At 70.2% G+C, this 19,932-nt stretch carries 12 protein-coding genes and 1 pseudogene; 5 read left to right on the forward strand and 8 right to left on the reverse strand.

Annotated features, from left to right (window positions below):
• Nucleotides 1–343: 343 nt before the first annotated feature.
• From F603_RS0123415 to iolC, 7 genes are all read right to left on the reverse strand, one after another.
• The gene (locus F603_RS0123415) at nt 344–4,558 is read right to left on the reverse strand and encodes a DUF6531 domain-containing protein (RefSeq protein WP_019548377.1); all 4,215 of its coding nucleotides are present in this window, start codon (nt 4,556–4,558) and stop codon (nt 344–346) included.
• Nucleotides 4,558–4,995: a DNA alkylation repair protein gene (locus F603_RS0123420; RefSeq protein WP_019548378.1), complete on the reverse strand. Its 438-nt coding sequence runs from the start codon at nt 4,993–4,995 to the stop codon at nt 4,558–4,560. Before F603_RS0123420 ends, F603_RS0123415 begins: the two co-directional genes overlap by 1 nt.
• A 424-nt stretch (nt 4,996–5,419) precedes the next feature.
• Nucleotides 5,420–6,916, reverse strand: coding sequence for a CoA-acylating methylmalonate-semialdehyde dehydrogenase (locus F603_RS0123425; protein WP_019548379.1), 1,497 nt, complete (start codon nt 6,914–6,916; stop codon nt 5,420–5,422).
• Nucleotides 6,917–6,986: 70 nt separating this feature from the next.
• Nucleotides 6,987–8,864, reverse strand: a complete 1,878-nt coding sequence (gene iolD / locus F603_RS0123430) for a 3D-(3,5/4)-trihydroxycyclohexane-1,2-dione acylhydrolase (decyclizing) (protein WP_019548380.1) — start codon at nt 8,862–8,864, stop codon at nt 6,987–6,989.
• A complete protein-coding gene (gene iolB / locus F603_RS0123435; RefSeq protein WP_019548381.1) occupies nt 8,861–9,787 on the reverse strand; it encodes a 5-deoxy-glucuronate isomerase in 927 nt (308 codons plus the stop codon). Before iolB ends, iolD begins: the two co-directional genes overlap by 4 nt.
• Nucleotides 9,788–9,842: 55 nt before the next feature.
• The gene (locus tag F603_RS0123440) at nt 9,843–10,769 is read right to left on the reverse strand and encodes a Cgl0159 family (beta/alpha)8-fold protein (RefSeq protein ID WP_019548382.1); all 927 of its coding nucleotides are present in this window, start codon (nt 10,767–10,769) and stop codon (nt 9,843–9,845) included.
• Nucleotides 10,770–10,868: 99 nt separating this feature from the next.
• Nucleotides 10,869–11,864 (reverse strand): 5-dehydro-2-deoxygluconokinase, encoded by a 996-nt coding sequence (gene iolC / locus F603_RS0123445; RefSeq protein WP_019548383.1) that lies wholly within the window; start codon nt 11,862–11,864, stop codon nt 10,869–10,871.
• Nucleotides 11,865–12,063: 199 nt separating this feature from the next.
• Between iolC and F603_RS35175 the strand changes: the two genes are divergently transcribed.
• Nucleotides 12,064–12,612, forward strand: a complete 549-nt coding sequence (locus tag F603_RS35175) for a TIM barrel protein (RefSeq protein WP_158678675.1) — start codon at nt 12,064–12,066, stop codon at nt 12,610–12,612.
• A gap of 104 nt (nt 12,613–12,716) precedes the next feature.
• Nucleotides 12,717–12,941: a heavy-metal-associated domain-containing protein gene (locus F603_RS0123450; RefSeq protein WP_019548384.1), complete on the forward strand. Its 225-nt coding sequence runs from the start codon at nt 12,717–12,719 to the stop codon at nt 12,939–12,941.
• Between the two features lie 444 nt (nt 12,942–13,385).
• Here the strand turns inward: F603_RS0123450 and F603_RS0123455 are convergent, their stop codons facing one another.
• Nucleotides 13,386–14,699, reverse strand: a complete 1,314-nt coding sequence (locus tag F603_RS0123455; RefSeq protein ID WP_078503733.1) for a citrate synthase — start codon at nt 14,697–14,699, stop codon at nt 13,386–13,388.
• 566 nt (nt 14,700–15,265) lie between these two features.
• Between F603_RS0123455 and F603_RS0123460 the strand changes: the two genes are divergently transcribed.
• From F603_RS0123460 to F603_RS36040, 3 genes and pseudogenes are all read left to right on the forward strand, one after another.
• Nucleotides 15,266–16,273: a LacI family DNA-binding transcriptional regulator gene (locus tag F603_RS0123460; RefSeq protein ID WP_019548386.1), complete on the forward strand. Its 1,008-nt coding sequence runs from the start codon at nt 15,266–15,268 to the stop codon at nt 16,271–16,273.
• Between the two features lie 86 nt (nt 16,274–16,359).
• The gene (locus F603_RS0123465; RefSeq protein WP_019548387.1) at nt 16,360–17,886 is read left to right on the forward strand and encodes a sugar ABC transporter ATP-binding protein; all 1,527 of its coding nucleotides are present in this window, start codon (nt 16,360–16,362) and stop codon (nt 17,884–17,886) included.
• A pseudogene (locus F603_RS36040) lies at nt 17,876–19,870 on the forward strand (ABC transporter permease/substrate-binding protein). Before F603_RS0123465 ends, F603_RS36040 begins: the two are co-directional and overlap by 11 nt.
• The last annotated feature ends 62 nt before the right edge of the window (nt 19,871–19,932 follow it).

Below are 19,932 nucleotides of genomic sequence, written 5' to 3' on the forward strand. Positions count from 1 at the left end.
CCTCCCTGTAACGGATTCGCTTCCCTACAATTTCGCCCACCTCGTTCGAGACGTCATCGACGGCGAGGCACATCCCTAGAAGTGGTCTCCCCTCAACGGGAAGTCCGTCCACCGCCCAATTCTCCGGCGGATAACACCATGACGGAATCTCAGAGTCTGAACATCTGTCCACCATGAGAGTCCAGTCTGTTGCCGAACTGTAAAAGATTCTTCCACCTCCTTCCAGGGATACGCAGACGGCTTCCAGACTCGCATCCGAGGAAACACCTTCGTGGTGGTAGTAAAGTCCCTGCAAGGATTCGGTCCGGTGCTGTAGCAGCACCTCAGAAGAAGTCACGTTTCATCACTTCCGGGTGTGGATTACTTTGGCCTCAGCGAACCAGCCACGGGGAGTCTCCTGCGGAAACATGGTAACGAACTCTCCATCCGGCCTTGTTACCATCAGGTCGCCCCCCTTCCGGAAGAACAGGTAATCCGCTCCTCCGCCTCCGTCTGGATTCCATGCACCTTGCCGTACTTCGTCGGGTGATCCATGGACCGCATGCATGCGACTCCTGAACCACTCTCTGCTCGCAGAGTCACCGGGGTCCAAGCCGTAGTCTTGTGCATGCTTACCCCATTTTTTACCGAATTGTTTTTCGTTGATGGATACATCGGGTTGATTCCCGTTCCCGCCGCCGGGACCGCACCCTTTGAGTCCGAACGGATCCAACCACAGGTGAGGATTTTTAACGTAGGCGTGTTCGTTCATTCCCCCTGTTAGACCCAGTGGGTCGGGAGAGATGTACCCTGCACTTTCCGGGTCATAATATCGGTAATAGTTGTAGACAAGCCCTGTTTCCGTGTCTGCGTATTGCCCGGGGAAGCGGAGTTGGCAAGTGGCGTTGTCCTCTCGGAGAAAGAGGTCTGTCCCCCAAAGGCTGGTCCGACATTGCCACCTCACTTCTCCGTTCACAGTTACGATTTCGGTGGGGGCGCCTACGAGATCTGTTTGCACAGCACAGAACTGCGGTCGTCCTGCGATGGGTTCGAGTTTTTCGAGAAGCGACGCGCCCGACTCGCGGGCCAGTTGCGTGTGGTCGGTCTGGACAAGCGGCCGGTGGGTGCCGGGTTCGTAGTCCCAGGTGGTGACCGTGCCCTGGGTAGTGCACTGTTCCGCGAGCCGTGTCCCGTCCCATGCGAACGTCAACGTGTCGCCGTCGGGCCCGGTCTTGGAGATGCGCCGTCCGAGGGGGTCGTACGCGTACGTCCAGGTTCCGTCGGGTGTCTCGGCGGTCCGGAGGCGGTCTTCGGCGTTCCAGGTGTAAGTCCACTGTTTGCGTTGGCCGTTGAGGAGTCGCCGGGTGGTGGTGGTGCGGCGTCCTGCGGTGTCGTGGGTGTAGTGGGTGTGGCCGGCGCGGTGGATGAGGGTGCCGGTGAGGTGGCGGTCGCCGGGGGAGGGGTGGTCGGGGGCTTCGGCGTGGGATTGGTTGCCTGCGGGGTCGTAGGTGTAGGTCTCGCGCCAGCCGGTGGCTTGGACCTGGGTTATTCGGCCCATGGGGTCGAGGGTGAAGTGGCGGGTGCCGGCGGTGAGTTCGCGGATGTGGGTGAGGTGGCCGTCGGGGCGGTAGGTGTAGGCGCGGTGTTGGAGGAGTTGGTCGCCGGTGCGGGCGGTTTGGGTGGTGAGGCGGTCGGCGGTGTCCCAGGTGTGGGTGAACAGGACGTCGCCCATGCGGCGTTCGACCTCGCGGCCGGCCGCGTCGTGGGTGAAGGACAGGGCGCCGTGGTCGTTGGCGAGGTGGGTGTGGCGGCCCTCGGCGTCGTAGGTCCAGTGGGAGGTGAGGCCGGAGGGGGTGGTGCGGGTGAGTGTTCGGCCGAGGGCGTCGTAGGTGTAGGAGGTGGTGCGGCCGTTGGTCGTCTCCGTCAGCACGCGGCCCAACACGTCGCGCTCATAGTGGAGTTCGGCGTCCGGGTTGGTGGCGGAGGTGAGCGCGCCTGCGGCGTCGTAGGTGAAGGTGGTGCGCTCATCGGTGGAGGCGTCGAGTTGCTCGACGATGCGGCCCAAGGCGTCGCGGGTGTAGTGGAGGGTCTGGCCTTCGGCGTTGGTGCGGGTGAGGAGTTGGCCTGCCGCGTCGAGTGCGTACGTCAACGTGGCGCCGTTGAAGTCCGACTCGGCTGTGAGGCGTCCGGCGGCGTCGTAGGTGTAGTCCCAGTGCAGGCCCTGGGGGTTGGTCACCCGCGTCAGGCGCAGTTCGGTGTCGTGGGTGAAGGTGTACTCGGCGCCGTCGGGATCGGTGCGCGTCGCCGGAACGTCGAACGGTCCAGGGGTGTGGCGGGTGGTGTTGCCGGCTGCGTCGGTGTGGCTGAGGAGGTTGCCCTCGCCGTCCCAACTCCACCGCTCCTGGCCTCCTTCGGCGTCCTCGCGCCACAGTGGTCTGCCTTCGACCGTCCACGCCATCCGTGTGGTGTGTCCCAGTGGGTCGGTGACCTGTGTGACCCGCCCGAACGCATCCCGCTCCACCGCCGTCACGTGTCCGAGAGCGTCGGTGATGCTGACCGGCAGGCCGGCCGTGTTGTTCTCGACGGTGCGGGTGCGGCCCAACGCGTCGGTGACGGCGACGAGGTGGCCGCCCGTGTCGTAGGTGTGGGTGGTGGAGGCGCCGGCGGGGTCCGTTGTCGCCGTGAGGTTGCCGGCCGGGTCGTAGGTGTGCGTCCAGCGCGCGCCGGACGGGCCGGTCACCGTCAACGGTTGGTGGAGCGCGTTGTACGTCGCCTTCGCTTCGGAGCCGTCGGGCAGGGTGACGCGGACGAGATCGCCGTTCTCGTCGTACTCGTAGCGCGTCGTGCGGCCCAACGGGTCGGTGACGGCGAGTGGTTCGGTACCGCGGTCGTTCCACCGGGTGCGGGTGGTGTTCCCCAACGGGTCTGTGCGGGCGGTCAGTTGACCGTGGTCGTTGTATACGCAGACCGTGGTCTCGCCGTGCGAGTCGGTGTACGTCGTCGTGCGTGCGGAGTCGTCATAGGTGAAGTGGCCCGTGAAGATGCCGTCGATGCCGGACGTGCGGACCACGCGGCCACGTTCGTCGTACTCGTAGCTGAACCAGGTGCCGTTGCGGTCCGTCCAGGAGAGCATCCGGCCGGCGGCGTCGTAGGTGAACCGCAGCGGTCTGCCGCTGGAGTTGGTGACCTCGGCGAGGTGCCCGGCCTCGTCGTATCCGTAGCGGACGAGCAGCTTGCCGGTCTGCCGGCCCGCGGGCCACTCGCCGTAGGCCGTGCCCTCGTCCAACAGCCTCAGCGCGGTGACGCGTTGACCCTCCGTCTCGACCGCGACGGTGTATCCGCCGGAGTGGCACAGGGCCGTGGGCGCGCCGTTCGCGGTGCGCACCACCTCGATGCGCTCGCCGTTGCGGTCCTGCCAGGAGTCGATCGGCAACCGCACCGTCGCGTCCGCGTCCGTCGGCCGTGCATGGGTGAACGTGCGCACCACGCCGGTGTCCGGGTCCCTGATCCAGAATTCGCCGTCGGGTTTTCCGTCCCACTCCAACGGCCAGCGCGGTCCGCTCACCGGCAATGTGGCCACTCCCGGCTCGGGCACCGGATACACCAACCGCATCCCGTCCGCGGCTGCGAAGACCGCACCCTGATCGTCGAGTTGTACCTGCTCGTCCACAGTCGACACCCAGGTGGGCCCGAAACACACCCCTGCCCGGTAGGAAGAGAGATAGGTGCGGGAGAAGACCAGAGGAAACGCCCCGGGGAGTTCCAGGTCCGTCTGCTCCATGAACATCGCGCCGGTCGCCACATCGACCGGTTCCCCCTCGGACGGCCTCTTACCGGGCTGGCGGTGGAAGAAATCCCCGAGCAGGTTCGGACGCACCGCGGGCACGATGGTCTGGTGCGGCACCATCGTCTCCGGACCGCCGATCGCACCGTGGACGGCACCCGCCTGAGCGGCACGCTTGACGTCGTCCAAGCTCAGTGACGGTTGCTTGCCCAACGCCACCCGCATCGGCTGGGCCACCGCCAACTCCAACGTGGCATTCGCGATCGCTCCGATCGCGGCGTTCATCAAAGCCCCGGACAGAATCCTGACCGCGGATGCGGCAATACTTTTCCCGAGCCTCTCACTGAGCTCAATGATCGAATGCGCGACCTTCCCACCACCGACCGCCATCGAGATCCCGCCGGTCTCCGGAGCGAGAGCCATACAGGTCGCCAGCAGGGCGAGATTGCCCACGATTTCGGAGCGAATCTGCGCCTTGACGTCGTCGATCTGATCCGCCAAGCCATCCAGCGACTTGGCCATCTCCCGCGCGGCACGCTCCAACTCGGGCAACCAACCATGCTCGCCCGAGCGGACGTACTGAGCCCAGAACAGCTCGAACTGGTCCGCAGCCTCACCGCTGTTGACCGAGGTGATCCGGTGGGCCGAGTGGTTGGTCTCGTGCCAGATGTCGTCCACATGCCCGGCAAAGGTCCGCCATGCCGTCGCCGCCTGGCGCAACTTCCCCGAATCGCCGTCCGGCCAGACCAGGCCCGCACTCTCCAACCAGGACAGAACCTCGTCCAAGACACCCATCAGTCCGACTCCCGGTCGGACTTCTTCCATTCCTTCAGGTCGTTCTCGTCCACGGGCACGTCCTGGAATATGCCCTTCACAAGGTCGTCGTTGTCCAGGTGGCCGTCCTTCATGTCGTCCAGAGCCTCATGGATACTCACCAGCCCCAGCACCAGGACACCAGCCGCCGCCTCGATCTTCTTCTGTTGCGGCACGTACCGGTCCTCGAAGTCGCGCCCGGTGTGGTCCGAGCCCCACGGCTTCCCCAGACCGTCCAACGTCTCCACGAGATCCGACAAGGCGGTACTCAGCTTCTTCCCCTTCGCCCCGAAAACCGGCGCCGCCAGCCTCAACTCCGGCACCGAGATACCGAGAACCTCACCGCCCTTGCCCGCCCCGGCACCGTAATCCGAGGTCGTCTCCTGATTGAGCCGCATGTGCGTGGAGTCGTCCGACATCCCGTCCCCTCACGATCGGAAGCGATCACGCGTCGGCGCCAAGACCGGCACACCCGCGGAGGGGCAACGGTTCGCAGGACACGAAGTGTTCGGCGCCCCCGAAAGAGTAGTCGGCGCACCGCCGCTTGTGACGCGCACAGCTCAACTCGCCCCGGCATCCCAGGCATCGTCCCGGTATGTGACCACGGGCCCCGTCGTGACTCCCTCGGCGAGCGGGTGGTCCGCGTTCGGCTCGCGCGTGCAGCACCCGACCGTGACGTCCCGACCAAGCGGAGACGCACGAGAACGAACCCTCGCTCCGGCGCACAGAGGCGGCCCGGGTCTCCGACCCGCTTGCTCAACCAGCCCTATCCCGGGCGCCTCCATGGCGTGCGCAGGATGAGCAATCCCACGCAACACGACCGCCGTTCGATGCCCGGTACCGCTAGCTGGAGCGCGGGAAGCCGAGGTCGACGCCGCCGGCCGCGGCCGGGTCCGGCCAGCGTGTGGTGACGACCTTGCCCCTGGTGTAGAAGCGCACGCCGTCCTTGCCGTAGATGTGCAGGTCGCCGAAGAGGGAGTCCTTCCAGCCACCGAAGGAGTGGTGCGCGACGGGCACGGGGATCGGGACGTTGACGCCCACCATCCCGGCCTCCACCTCGAGCTGGAAGCGCCGGGCGGCTCCTCCGTCGCGGGTGAAGACGGCGGCGCCGTTCCCCCACGGGCTGGCGTTGACGAGCGAGAGCGCCTCGTCGAAGGTGTCGGCGCGGACGACGGAGAGGACGGGTCCGAAGATCTCGTCCCGGTACGCGTCGGCCTGCGGCGGTACCCGGTCGAGGAGCGAGGCGCCGAGGAAGAACCCGTTCTCGTGTCCCGGGACGGAGAACTCCGTCCCGTCGACGACGACCTCGGCGCCCTGCCCCGCTGCACCGGTGACGTAGGAGGCGACCTTCTCGCGGTGCTCGGCGGTGATCAGGGGGCCCATCTGCGAGGACGGGTCGGTGCCGGGACCGACCCGCAACGCCCGCGCCCGCTCGGCGACGCGCTCCACCAGCGCGTCGCCCGCCTGCCCCACGGCGACGACGGCGGAGACGGCCATGCACCGCTCCCCCGCCGAGCCGTAGCCCGCGCTGACCGCCGCATCGGCCGCCGCGTCGAGGTCCGCGTCGGGGAGGACGACGAGGTGGTTCTTGGCGCCGCCGAGCGCCTGCACCCGCTTGCCGTGCGCGACGGCGCGGGACTGCACCTGCCGGGCGATCGGCGTGGACCCGACGAACGAGACGGCAGCGACGTCGGGATGGTCGAGGAGGCGCTCGACGGCGGTTCGGTCCCCGTTGACGACGTTGAGGACGCCGTCCGGCAGGCCCGCCTCGGCAGCGAGTTCGGCGAGGCGGAGGGAGGCCGACGGGTCCTTCTCGCTCGGCTTGAGCACGAAGGTGTTCCCGCAGGCGAGGGCGAGCGGGAACATCCACAGCGGCACCATCGCGGGGAAGTTGAACGGTGTGATCCCGGCGACGACACCGAGGGGCCGCCGGAGCGAGGCGACGTCGATCCCGCCCGACGCCTCCGTGGTCAGCTCGCCCTTCAACAACTCAGGAGCGTTGCAGGCGAGTTCGACGACCTCGATGCCGCGTGCCAGTTCGCCGAGTGCGTCCGAGTGCACCTTGCCGTGTTCGGCCGTGACGAGCGCGGCGAGCTCCTCGCGGTGGGCGGCGAGAAGTTCGCGGTAGGCGAAGAGGAACGACGTGCGCCGGGTGACGGAGCTGCGGGACCACTCCGGATATGCGGAGGACGCCGCTGCCACGGCGGCGTCCACCTCGGCTTCGTCGGCGAGCCCCAACTGCGCGCGCCGGTCGCCGGTCGCAGGGTCGAAGACGGGTCCGAAGGCGCCGGAGGCCGCCTCGGTGTGCTTTCCGCCGATCCAGTGGCCGAGGGTCTTCATCCATCTCTCCTTGCGGTGGGGCGGGTTGCCGTACGGCGGTGGCCGTACGCCGAAGGGAAGGCGTGCCCCGCTAGAGGTGACGCCGTCGCCGCGCGGCCGAACTCTCGTACCGCGCCCGTGCGTTGCGCGCCGCCGGGCGTTCCGACACCTCCGCGACGGCGACGTCCCACCACGCCTGCGCGGGCGGCGCCGAGGGCCGCGGTGCCGTCTCGACGTGCACGCAGCTCGGCCCCGGCTCCTCGGCCGCCGCCCGTAGCGCGTCGGGGAGTTGGGCCGCGGTGGTGACGCGGTGGACCGAGGCGCCGAGCGACGCGGCGTTCGCGGCGAGGTCGACGGGGAGGACGTCACCGCCGTAGGTGCCGTCGGGGCTCGGGTAGCGGTAGGCGGTGCCGAAGCCTTCCGCGCCGGTCTCCTCGGAGAGGCCGCCGATCGAGGCGTAGCCGTGGTTCTGGACGAGCACCACGGTGAGGGGCAGGCGCAGTTGGACCGCGGTGACGAGTTCGCCCGGCAGCATGAGGTAGCTGCCGTCGCCGACGAAAGCCCACACGCGCCGCTGCGGCGCCGCGAGTTGGACACCGATCGCTGCCGGGATCTCGTACCCCATGCAGGAGTAGCCGTACTCCAGGTGGTACTGGCGGGGCGACCCCGCACGCCACAGCTTGTGGAGGTCGCCGGGGAGCGAGCCCGCGGCGTTGAGGACGACGTCCTCGTCGCCTGCGATCTGCTGGAGCGCGCCGATGAGCTGCGCCTGCGTCGGCAGCTCGCCGTCACCGGGGGTGCGATGCGCCGCGTCCACCTCGCGCTCCCAACTCTCCTTCGCCGCCCGGTACTCGGAGAGATACCCGGAGGCGACGCGGTGCCCGGCGAGCGCGGAGCGGAGCGCCCGGAGGCCGGTCTCCGCGTCGGCGACGAGCGGCAGCGCCGACTGCTTGTACGCGTCGAAGGAGGCGAGGTTGAGGTTGACGAACCGCACGCCGTCTGCGGCGAAAAGCGTGCCGGAGGCGGTGGTGAAGTCGGTGTACCGGGTGCCGACGCCGAGGACGAGGTCGGCCGTGGCGGCGAGCCGGTCGGCCGTCGCCGTACCGGTGTGCCCGATCCCGCCGACGTCGCACGGGTGGTCGTGGCGGAGCGCCCCCTTGCCGGCCTGCGTCGAGGCGACGGGGATGCCCGTGGCGTCGGCGAGTTCTGCGAGCACACCCTCCGCCTCCGCGTGGTGCACCCCGCCCCCGGCGACGAGCAGCGGACGCCGCGCCGCGCGCACCGCGGCCACGGCCGCGTCGAGGACCTCGGGCTCCGGCGCGGGCCGCGGCACCCGCCACACCCGCTCGGCGAAGAACTCCTGCGGCCAGTCGTACGCCTCCGTCTGCACGTCCTGGGGAAGCGCCAGCGTGACGGCGCCGGTCTCGACGGGGTCGGCGAGGACCCGCATCGCGGCGAGAGCCGCGGGGACGAGGGCCTCAGGGCGGGTGACGCGGTCGAAGTAGCGGGAGACGGGGCGCAGTACGTCGTTGACGGAGACGTCGCCGGCGCCGGGGAGTTCGAGCTGCTGGAGGACGGGCTCCGCGTGGCGGGCCGCGAAGGTGTCGCCGGGGAGCAGGAGTACGGGCAGCCGGTTGACGGTGGCGAGGGCCGCGCCCGTCGCCAGGTTGGTGGCTCCTGGGCCGATCGAGGTGGTGACCGCCTGCGTGCTGAGGCGGTTGCGCTGCCGCGCGAAGCCGACGGCTGCGTGCACCATCCCCTGCTCGTTCCGGCCCTGGAGGAACGGCAGCGGCGCACCGGGGCCCTGCCCCGACTCGACGAGCGCCTGCCCGAGGCCGGCGACGTTCCCGTGCCCGAAGATCCCCCAACACGCCTCCACCAGGCGGTGCTTGGTGCCGTCCCGCTCGGTGTGCTGCGCCGCGAGGAAGCGGACGAGCGCCTGCGCGACGGTGAGCCGCACCGTGTTCATGCCGGCCTCCGATCGGCTGTCCCCTCCGCCGGGTCCGCCGGTGGCGGGCCGTAGAGCGGGAGCCGCCCGTCGACGGGGGTGTGCGGCCAACTCCTGCGAATCCAGGCGTGGTCCGGGTGGTCGCGGATCAGCCACTCGCGCTCGCCCGAGGGGCCCGCCATCACGTTGAGGTAGTACATGTGGTGCCCCGGAGCCGCCGCGGAGGGGCCGTGCCACCCGTCGGGGATCAGCACGGCGTCGCCGCCGCGGACTTCGGCGAGGACGTCGGTGGACTCGCCGTGGCCGCTGGGGGTGACGCGCTGGAACCCGTAGCCGTCGGTGGCGCCGTGCGGGGTGAACTCGTAGTAGTAGATCTCCTCCAACTCGGCTTCCACGCCCGGCTCGTGGAGGTCGTGCTTGTGCGGCGGGTAGGAGGACCAGTTGCCGCCGGGGGTGAGCACCTCGACGGCGATGAGGCGGTCGGCGGGGAAGACCCCGGCCGCCGCGAAGTTGTTGACCTGGCGGGAGCAGGTGCCGGCGCCGCGCAGCTCGACGGGCACGCCCGAGGCCGGGCCGTACCGCGCGGGCAGCCGGTTCTCGCAGACGGCGCCCGCGTACGCGAACCGGCCGCCCGCGGCGGTGGTCAGCCGGGACTCGGCCGCGCGGGGCAGGTAGGCGAAGTCGCTCACCGCCTCGAACACCGAGGCGCGGCCCGCGAGTTCGAAGGTGGCGCCGTCCACCTCCACCGTGCAGGCCCCGGCGAGCGGTAGCACGATCCATTCGCTGCCGCCCGTGCTCAGCGTGTGCTCCCCGCCCGGCGGCACGTCGACGACCAGGAGCGACGAATGGCGCCACCCGGCGGTCCGCGGGTCGATCCGCTGCACGTACGGCTCCCGCGCCGACCTGCCCCGCAGGTGGCGCTCGCGTCGGCTGTGGGTGGTCATCGGCTCGCTCCTCCGCCTCGTCTCTGCTTCTGCCGTCGGCGCCTTCCGGCGGGGCTCAGCCGTGCACCAGCTCCGCCGCCCGGTCGACGGCGAGGGCCACGGCGTCGAGGCCGGCGCCCGCTGCCGGATAGAGCAGCGGCCGCCCTGCGACGAGCCCGCGGACCGTCGGCAACCGCAGCGCCTCCCGCCATCTTTCGTACGTGCGGGACAGGTCGCCGTGCGCCTCGCCGCCGAGGACCACCATCGGCAGCGCGGCGGCCGCGTACGCGCGCGCCGCCTCCCCGTCGGCCGGGACCGGCAGCTTCAGCCAGGTGTACGCCGACGTCCCGCCGAGTCCCGCGGCTATCGCGACGGACCGTGCGACCGCCGTGGACCGCAGGTCTGCACGGACGCCGGCGGCGGTGCGCCCGACGAGGAACGGCTCGACGAAGACGGGGAGCCCGAACGCGGCCAGCGCGTCGACGGTGCGGGCCGCGGCGTGCAGGGTGCGGCCCGTGCCCGGGTCGCGGTGGTCGATCCGCAGCAGCAGCTTGCCGCCGTCGAAGCGGAGCGCCGCGAGGTCCTCGGCGCGGTGGCCCGTGAACCGGTCGTCCAACTCGAAGGCGGCGCCCGCGAGTCCGCCCCTGTTCATCGAGCCGAGTACCACCTTCCGCTCCAGCGCGCCGAGGAGGAGCAGGTCCTCCAGGACGTCGGCCGTCCCGAGGACGCCGTCGACGCCGGGCCGCGAGAGCGCGGTGACCAGCCGCTCCAGGAGCGCGGCGCGGTCCGCCATCGCGAGCGGATCGCCGCCGGCCGCGAGGCTCCCGCGGGCCGGGTGGTCGGCGGCGACGATGAGCAGTCGGCCCGAACTCCCCAGCAGCGGTCGGCGGTTGCGCGCCGCGGCTGCCTCCGCTATCGCCTCGGGACGGCGGCTGCGCACCTCGACGAGCTCGCGCACGTCGACCCGCGGCGGCCGTCGGGCCGCGTCTTCCGCTCCGAGCACACCGAGCCTCCCTGTGTCGCCGACGACCGATCCGGCACCGCACGCCCGCCGTTGCAGCCCTACCCGTGGAAACCCGCACTCACGTGTCACACCCGGGGACTAGCTCAACAGCTCCTCGACCTCCTCGGGCCGCGGCATCGCGGACGAGCAGGCGAGCCGCCCGGCGACGAGTGCGCCCGCCGCGTTGGCGTACCGCACGGTGCGCTCCAAGGCCCAGCCGGAGAGCAGCCCGTGGCAGAGCGCGCCCCCGAACGCGTCGCCGGCGCCGAGGCCGTTGACGACCTCGATCGGGTGCGGCGGCACCTCCACCCCCGAGCCGTCGGCCCGCACCGCGAGGACCCCTTTCGGTCCCTGCTTGACGACGGCTAGCTCGGCCCCTGCCTCCAGCAGCCCCTCGGCGCAGGCTGCCGGCTTGCGGGTGCCCGTCGCGACCTCGCACTCGTCCAGGTTCCCCACGGCGACCGTGGCGTGTGCGAGCGCCCGGCGGTAGTAGGTGCGCGCCTCCTCGACGGCCTCCTCGTCGGGGCGCACCGGCTCGGGCGCGCCCGCAGCCGACTCGGCGCCCCAGAAGACGGGGCGCCAGTCGAGGTCGAAGACGGTGAAGCCGTCGGTCCGCTCGTCCCGCGAGGCGAGTGCCGCGAGGGTGGCGCTGCGGCTCGGCTCGGCGCACAGGCCCGTGCCCGTCGCCCAGAAGACGCGGGCGGCCGCGGCCCGGGCCAACTCGTGCGCGTCGGCCTCGATTTCGAGGTCGGGCGCCTTGGGCCAGCGGTAGAAGTAGAGCGGGAAGTCGTCGGGCGGGAAGACCTCGCAGAAGGTGACGGGCGTGGGCCGGCGCCGGATGGCGCGCACCAGCTCGTCGTCGACGCCGAAGGCGCGGAGCTGCTGGCGGCAGTACTCGCCGAAGGGATCGTCGCCCGTCCTGCTGAGGACGGCGCTGCGCCTGCCGAGCCGCGCGGCGGCGACGGCGACATTGGTCGCCGAGCCGCCGAGGAACTTGGCGAACGAGGACACCTCGGGCAACGGCACGCCCGTCTGCTCCGGATAGAGGTCGACGCCGATGCGCCCCATGGTGAGCAGCTCGTGCGGCGCTGTCATACGCACCCTCCCAGCGTCGGACGGCCCCGGTCGCGCGGCGGCGCCGCCTCGGTGCGTCCGAGCAGGCCGCCCGCTCATACTCAGCCGCGTGCAGGGGGGTGTCAATGATCGGTCGCGACATGCGGGCGAGGCTCAGCGGGCAGGAGGACAACGGCGAACATCCGTACAAACAAGCCCCGTTGTTTTCATGACATAGCACTTGACAGTCGACGGCCCCGCGCGTCGGACGCGGGCGCTCGTGCAGCGGGTCGCCGCGCTCGCCGCCGCCGTGGGAGCGGGGCACCTCGTCGCGATCCACTCGTTCCGACGCGACGGCCGCACTCGTCGACGACCGGCACCTCGCCGCCGCCCGGCGGCCGACCTCGCTCCGGCACCGAGAAACTCGCGCGCGGTGCGCGAGGAGTACGGGCTCCGGCACACGGGCACCCGCGTCGCCGAGAAGCCCGACGTCGTGCGCCTGCTGGAGACGACCGACGCGGACCTCGTCCGGCTCCGCCTCGACGCGGGGCACTGCGCGTACTGCGGCGGCGACAGCCCCGCGCTGCCGCACCGCTGCGGAGAGCGCGTCGGCCATCTCCACCTCAAGCAGGTCGGCCGGAGGTCCGGGCGCGAGCGAGGACCTGCCCCTCGCCCCGGCGGTCCTGCGAATTCCCGGGCGGAGCACCGGAGTTCGGCCCCTGCTGAAAGCGGCACAGGGGCCAGGGCGCGGCCTTTTCGCCGTCGTCGAGGAGGTTCCTGCGGAGCCTGAGCGGTATGCGCCCCGCCGCGGCACCCGTACGTGACGCTCATACCCTAGGGGGGTATACACTCGTCAGCAGACGAACCGCCACCCGAGAGCGTGAGGGGACCACCATGACCACCACCACCTTCAAGGTCACCGGCATGAGCTGCGGCCACTGCGAGGGCGCCGTCTCCGAGGAGCTCTCCGGAATCGAGGGGGTCGACGAGGTACGGGCGAGCGCCGCGAGCGGCGAGGTCACCGTCGTCTCCGAGGGCCCCGTCGACGAGGAGACCCTCGCAGCCGCCGTCGACGAGGCCGGCTACGAACTCGTCGCGGGCAGCACCGCCCGGAGCTGACCGAGTCGGAAGCCCCCAGGGCAGCGAAAAGCGCCCCGCCTCCCAGGTCCCCCCACGGGCCTGTTCGGCGGGGCGCTTCCGTATCCCGGTCATGGATTCCCCCCACGGGACCCCTGGCCGGGCGCTTTCGGGACGTACGCACGGGCGGCCGCTCAAGCTCCCGTGCTACGTGCACCCTATGTTCACTTTGTAATCCTTCTGTGGCGAGGGCATCCCCCAAGATGCACCTCACGGGTGCCGAGGGCTCCGCCGGGAGTCCTTCGACACAGGGTTAGACACCCGGAACCCCGGAATGGTTACCCCCCAATTTCTGTGACCTACGTCTCCCTCCGGGGCCTCCGGGGCCGCCACATACGGAAGGCCCCGTTCCGGCCGGCGGAGCGGGGCCTTCGGCGCGGGGAACACCGCCGCCCGAAGGGCGGAGGGCCTCGCTTCACGCGGGTGTCAGCGCTGCTCGACCGGAAGGTAGTCCCGCTCGACGACGCCGGTGTAGACCTGGCGCGGACGCCCGATCCGGGAGCTGGGCTCCTGGATCATCTCGGTCCACTGGGCGATCCAGCCGGGCAGCCTGCCGAGCGCGAAGAGCACGGTGAACATGCTCGTCGGGAAGCCCATGGCCCGGTAGATGAGACCGGTGTAGAAGTCGACGTTCGGGTAGAGCTTCCGCTCCACGAAGTAGTCGTCGCTGAGCGCGTGCTCCTCCAGGCGGAGCGCGATGTCGAGAAGCTCGTCGCTCTTGCCGAGCGCCGAGAGGACGTCGTGCGCGGCGGCCTTGATGATCTTCGCCCGGGGGTCGAAATTCTTGTAGACGCGGTGCCCGAAGCCCATGAGCTTCACGCCGTCTTCCTTGTTCTTCACCTTGCGGATGAAGGTGTCGACGTCGCCGCCGCTGGCCTGGATCGACTCCAGCATCTCCAGCACGCTCTGGTTGGCACCGCCGTGGAGCGGGCCCCAGAGCGCGTTGATGCCCGCCGAGATCGAGGCGAACATGTTCGCCTGCGAGGAGCCGACGAGGCGGACGGTCGAGGTCGAACAGTTCTGCTCGTGGTCCGCGTGGAGGATGAGCAGCTTGTCGAGCGCGCTGACCACGGTCGGATCGAGGTCGTACTCGGCCGCCGGGACCGAGAAGGTCATCCGGAGGAAGTTCTCGACGTAGCCGAGGTTGTTGCTCGGGTAGACGACCGGGTGGCCGACGGCCTTCTTGTAGGCGTAGGCGGCGATCGTCGGCAGCTTCGCCAGGAGCCTTATCGTCGAGAGGTGGCGCTGCTCCTCGTCGAAGGGGTTGTGGCTGTCCTGGTAGAAGGTGGACAGGGCGCTCGTCACGGAGGAGAGCATCGCCATCGGGTGGGCGTCACTGGGGAAGCCGTCGTAGAACCGTTTGACGTCTTCGTGGAGCAGGGTGTGCTGGGTGATCTCGTTCTTGAACGAGGCCAGCTCGTCGACGGTCGGCAGCTCGCCGTGGATGAGCAGGTACGCGGTCTCGGTGAAGGAGCCGCGCTCGGCGAGCTGCTCGATCGGGTACCCCCGGTAGCGCAGGATGCCCTGCTCGCCGTCGAGGTAGGTGATGGCCGACTTGTACGCGGCGGTGTTGCCGTAGCCCGAGTCCAGGGTCACCAGACCGGTCTGGGCGCGCAGCTTGCCGATGTCGAAGCCACGGTCGCCCACCGTGCTGTCCACGGTGGGGAAGGTGTAGTCACTGTCCCCGTACCGCAGTACTACCGAATCGCTGTCGCGGTGTTCGCTCACGTCATCCCTCACCGACGTAGTGCCTCTTCTTCGAGGTGCCCTGACTCGTTCCACTCTCCCCCATTCCGTGCCATGCGGTGCACTCGGGGTCAGCCAGTGGGCTCCTTGGTGGCACGGAGTGCCGCCAAGGGACATCCTGCACCCTCGGGGCCGCCCGGGTCATCCCCCGGGACCGCGAACGATCGATCAAATTTCCCGTGATCCGGCGCAGAGACCGCACGCGAACCCCGTACACCGGGCGCGGGCCCGCACAACTCGCGGTCACCGCGGCCACACGGCCCGCACCCGTCACCCCTTTCTGCACTTCTCACCCGGACGGGTGCCTTGGCACCTGACGGGAAAACGCGAAGGCGCCGCACGTTTTTCCGCCCCGGGGTTCGCTGTACACGGCGCCCGTTATGACCGATGCGTCCCCGCGCCATAACCCCCGGTCAACGGTTCCTGTACTCCCCGCAGTTGGCGGTCTGGACGCTGGTCACGATGTGGTGTACGCACTTGCGCCCGAGGTTCCGGATCGCTTCTCATAAGGCGATGTAATCGTTTCCACGCGTCGCACGAAGGAGTGTGCCGAGACGCCGATGGCAAGTATCAAGGACGTCGCCGCACTTGCCGGCGTCTCGGTCGCCACCGTCTCGCGCGTACTCAACGCGCACCAGGGGGTGCGCCCCGGGACGCGGACCAAAGTGCTGCACGCCGTCTCGGAGTTGGGGTACCGCCCCAACGGCGTGGCCAGGTCGCTGCGTACGCACCAGACGCGGACGCTCGGCCTCGTCATAGGCGACGTGCTCAACCCCTTCTTCACCGAGCTCGCACGCTCCGTCGAGGACGCGGCACGCAGCCGCGGCTACAGCGTCATCATCGGCAACGCGGACGAGCAGCCCGCACTCCAGGACCACCACGTGCGCACCCTCCTCGACCGGCGGATAGACGGCCTGCTCGTCTCCCCCACCGACGGGGACGTGGGCGCGCTGCGGGACGCCGTGGAGACGGGGATACCCGTGGTCTTCGTCGACCGCTGGCTGCACGGCGTCGACGTGCCCGTGATACGGGCCGACGGACGCCGCGCCGTCCACCAACTCGTGGCCCACCTGCACGCCTTGGGGCACAGGCGGCTCGCCATCATCACCGGGCCCGCGGCCACGAGCACCAGCACGGAGCGCGTCGGCGCCTTCCGCGAGGCGCTGCGCGCGCTCGGCCTGGCGCTCCCCGCCGAGTACGTCGCACAGGGCGACTTCCAGACGGCGAGCGGACGCCGGGCGGCCGCCGCCTTCCTCGACCTGCCCGAGCCGCCCGAGGTCGTCTTCGCGACGGACAACCTCATGGCGCTCGGCGTCATGGAGGAGCTCCGCGCCCGCGGGCTGCGGGTGCCGCGGGACATGGCGCTCGCCGCGTTCGACGACATCCCGTGGTTCCTCCACACCGACCCGCCCCTGACCGCCATCGCCCAACCCACCGCGGACCTGGGCCACTCGGCGGTGCAGGTTCTCACCGACCTTGCGGAGGGCAGGGGCGCGGGCTCCGTCACGCTCTCCGCACGACTCACCGCGCGCCGCTCCTGCGGCGAAGACGAAGGGAGCCGCCGTTGACCACCCCCCAGGACCGCCCACCAGGGCGTACGCCCCAGGGCCGTCCCCCGGGCGCGGGTCCCCAACCAGCGCCAGGCGCACAAGAGTTGCTGCGCACAGAGCAGATCGGCAAGGTCTTCCCCGGCGTCGTCGCGCTCGACGGCGTCGACTTCGACCTGTGCCAGGGCGAGGTCCACGTCCTGCTCGGCGAGAACGGCGCCGGCAAGAGCACGCTCATCAAGGTGCTCTCCGGCGTCCACCAGCCCGACAGCGGCCGTGTGCTGCACCGCGGCTCGCCCGTGCGGATCGGGGGCGCCGAGGACGCCGAGCGGCTCGGGATCGCCACCATCCACCAGGAGTTCAACCTCGTCCCCGAGCTGTCGATCGCCGAGAACATCTTCCTCGGACGGCAGCCGCGCCGCTTCGGCTTCGTCGACCGCAAGCGCATGGAGCGGGACGCCGCTCCCCTGCTGCAACGCGTCGGCGTCCAAGCGGGCCCGGAGACGCCCGTGCGCGAACTCGGCATCGCCGGACGGCAGATGGTGGAGATCGCGAAGGCGCTCAGCCTCGACGCCAAGGTCCTCATCATGGACGAGCCGACGGCCGTCCTCACCGCGAGCGAGGTCGACCGGCTCTTCGCCATCGTCCGCAGGCTGCGGAACGAGGGCGTCGGCATCGTCTTCATCACCCACCACCTGGAGGAGATCCCCGCCCTCGGGGACCGGGTGACGGTGCTGCGCGACGGCCGCAGCGTCGGCCAGGTGCCGGCGAGCACGCACCACGACGAGCTGGTGCGGCTCATGGTCGGCCGCAGCATCGAGCAGCAGTACCCGCGGCAGACGTCGGGCGACGCGAGCCGGGGCAAGCCGCTCCTCCGCGTCGCGGGGCTGAGCCGCGGCGGGGTCTTCCACGACGTCGGGTTCGAGGTGCACGCAGGCGAAGTCGTCGGTGTGGCAGGGCTCGTGGGTGCCGGGCGCACCGAGGTCGCACGCGCGGTCTTCGGCGTCGACAGGTACGAGGCGGGGACCGTCGAGGTCGACGGCAGGCGCCTGCCCGGCTTCGACGTCACGGCCGCGATGGCGGCCGGGCTCGGTCTCGTCCCCGAGGACCGGAAGGGGCAGGGCCTCCTCCCCGAGGGCTCCGTCGCGGACAACCTCGGCCTGGTGACGCTGCGCAACGCGAGCCGCGGCGGCTGGGTCGACCGCTCGGGGCAGCGCGCGGCGGCGGGCGAGATGGCGAATCGGCTCGCGGTGCGCATGGCCGGGCTCGACCAGCAGGCACGCACGCTCTCCGGCGGCAACCAGCAGAAGGTCGTCATCGGCAAGTGGCTCCTCGCCGAGACGCGGGTGCTGATCCTCGACGAGCCGACGCGCGGCGTCGACGTCGGCGCCAAGGTCGAGATCTACCAGCTCGTCAACGAACTCACCGCGCAGGGCCATGCGGTGCTGATGATCTCCAGCGACCTCCCCGAGGTGCTCGGCATGAGCGACCGGGTGCTGGTGATGTCGCAGGGCCGGATAGCCGGCGAACTCTCCGCGGAGGACGCGACGCAGGACGCCGTCATGGCGCTCGCCGTCGGCACCTCCGCCCCAGGACAAGGCACGACGACGGAGGACTTCCCCCATGGCCACTGAGATGCAGCCGGGCTCCCGGATGGCTGCGAAGCACACCGGCGGCTCGGGCGGGCCGCCGCCATGGGTGCGGCGGGTCCTCCTCGACAACGGGGCGCTCTCCGCGCTCGTCGTGATGGTCGTGCTGATGGCGATCCTCTCGGGGGACTTCTTCAGTACCCAGAACCTGCTCAACGTCGGCGTCCAGGCTGCCGTGACGGCGATCCTGGCGTTCGGCGTCACCTTCGTGATCGTCTCCGGCGGGATCGACCTCTCGGTCGGCTCGGTCGCCGCCTTCTCCGCGATCACGCTCGGGTGGCTCGCCACGGAGGGCGTGCCCACCTTCCTCGCCGTGGTACTGGCACTCGCCGCAGGCATGGCGTGCGGGTTCGTGAACGGCATGCTCATCGCGTACGGCAAACTCCCGCCGTTCGTCGCGACGTTGGCGATGCTCTCGATCGCGCGCGGCCTCGCGCTCGTGGTCTCGCAGGGCAGCCCGATCCTGCTGCCCGACTCCATCTCCTGGCTCGGCCAGACGCTCGGCGAGTGGCTGCCGGTGCCGGTGATCGTCATGGTCGTCATCGGCGTCGTCACCGCGGTAGTCCTCCAACGCACCTACAGCGGGCGCGTGATGTACGCGATCGGCGGCAACGAGGAGGCCGCGCGCCTCTCGGGTATCCGCGTCAAGCGGCAGAAGCTCGTCATCTACACGCTCGCCGGGCTCTTCGCCGCGGTGGCGGGCATCGTCCTCGCCTCCCGGCTCGCCTCGGCGCAGCCGCAGGCGGCCTCCGGCTACGAACTCGACGCGATCGCCGCCGTGGTGATCGGCGGGGCGAGCCTCGCCGGTGGCGTCGGCAAGGCGTCGGGAACGCTCATAGGCGCGCTCATCCTCGCCGTGTTGCGGAACGGTCTCAACCTGCTGGACGTGTCGGCCTTCTGGCAGCAAGTCGTCATCGGGGCAGTGATTGCCCTGGCAGTGCTTCTGGATACACTGCGTCGCCGTACATGATCGTTGTGCGAAGAGAAAGTGCCAGTTCGTTCACTTCCTAACTCAAGGAATGCAGAAATGAACAAGAGACAGAGCACCACCGCGGCGGTCGCAGCCGCCGCCACCCTCGCGCTCACCGCCACTGCTTGCGGAAGCGACTCCTCCTCCGACGAGGGCGGCGAGACCGTAAAGCTCGGCCTTGCGATATCCACCCTCAACAACCCCTTCTTCGTGCAGATGAAGAAGGGTGCCGAGGCCGAGGCGAAGACGCAGAACGCCGAACTCAGCGTGCAGGACGCCCAGGACGACGCGTCGCAGCAGGCCAACCAGGTGCAGAACTTCACCTCCCAGAACGTCAAGTCGATCATCATCAACCCGGTCGACTCCGACGCCGCCGGCGCCTCCGTCAAGGGCGCCAACAACGCGGACATCCCCGTGATCGCGGCCGACCGCGGCGTCAACAAGGCCGACACCGAGGCCACCGTCGCCTCCGACAACGTCGACGGCGGCCGCCAGGCGGCCAAGGAACTCGCCACGATGCTCGACGGCAAGGGCGAGATCCTCTTCCTCCGCGGGCAGGCGGGCACCTCCGCCTCGCGCGAGCGCGGGCAGGGCTTCACCGAGGGCCTCAAGAAGTTCCCCGGCGTCAAGGTCGTCGCCAAGCAGACGGCCGACTTCGACCGGACCAAGGGCCTCGACGTCACCACCAACATGCTCCAGGCCCACCCGAACGTCGACGGCGTCTTCGCGGAGAACGACGAGATGGCCCTCGGCGCCATCAAGGCGCTCGGCGACAAGGCGGGCGACGACGTCAAGGTGATCGGCTTCGACGGCACCCCCGAGGGGCTCAAGGCCGTGAAGAACGGCTCGCTCACCATGACGATCGCCCAACAGCCGGAGGAGCTCGGCAAGATGGCCGTGCGCAACGCCCTCCGCGTCGTCGACGGCACCAAGGTCGACAAGCAGATAAAGGTGCCGGTGAAGGTCGTCACCTCGAAGAACGTCGACCAGTACTCCTGATCGGCGACGGACAGCGCGGGCCTCGCCCGCAGCCCCGGGGCGCGCAGCCGCCAGCGGGGCAC

Origin of the sequence: Streptomyces sulphureus DSM 40104 (assembly GCF_000381025.1) — a bacterium.
Classification (GTDB): domain Bacteria; phylum Actinomycetota; class Actinomycetes; order Streptomycetales; family Streptomycetaceae; genus Streptomyces; species Streptomyces sulphureus.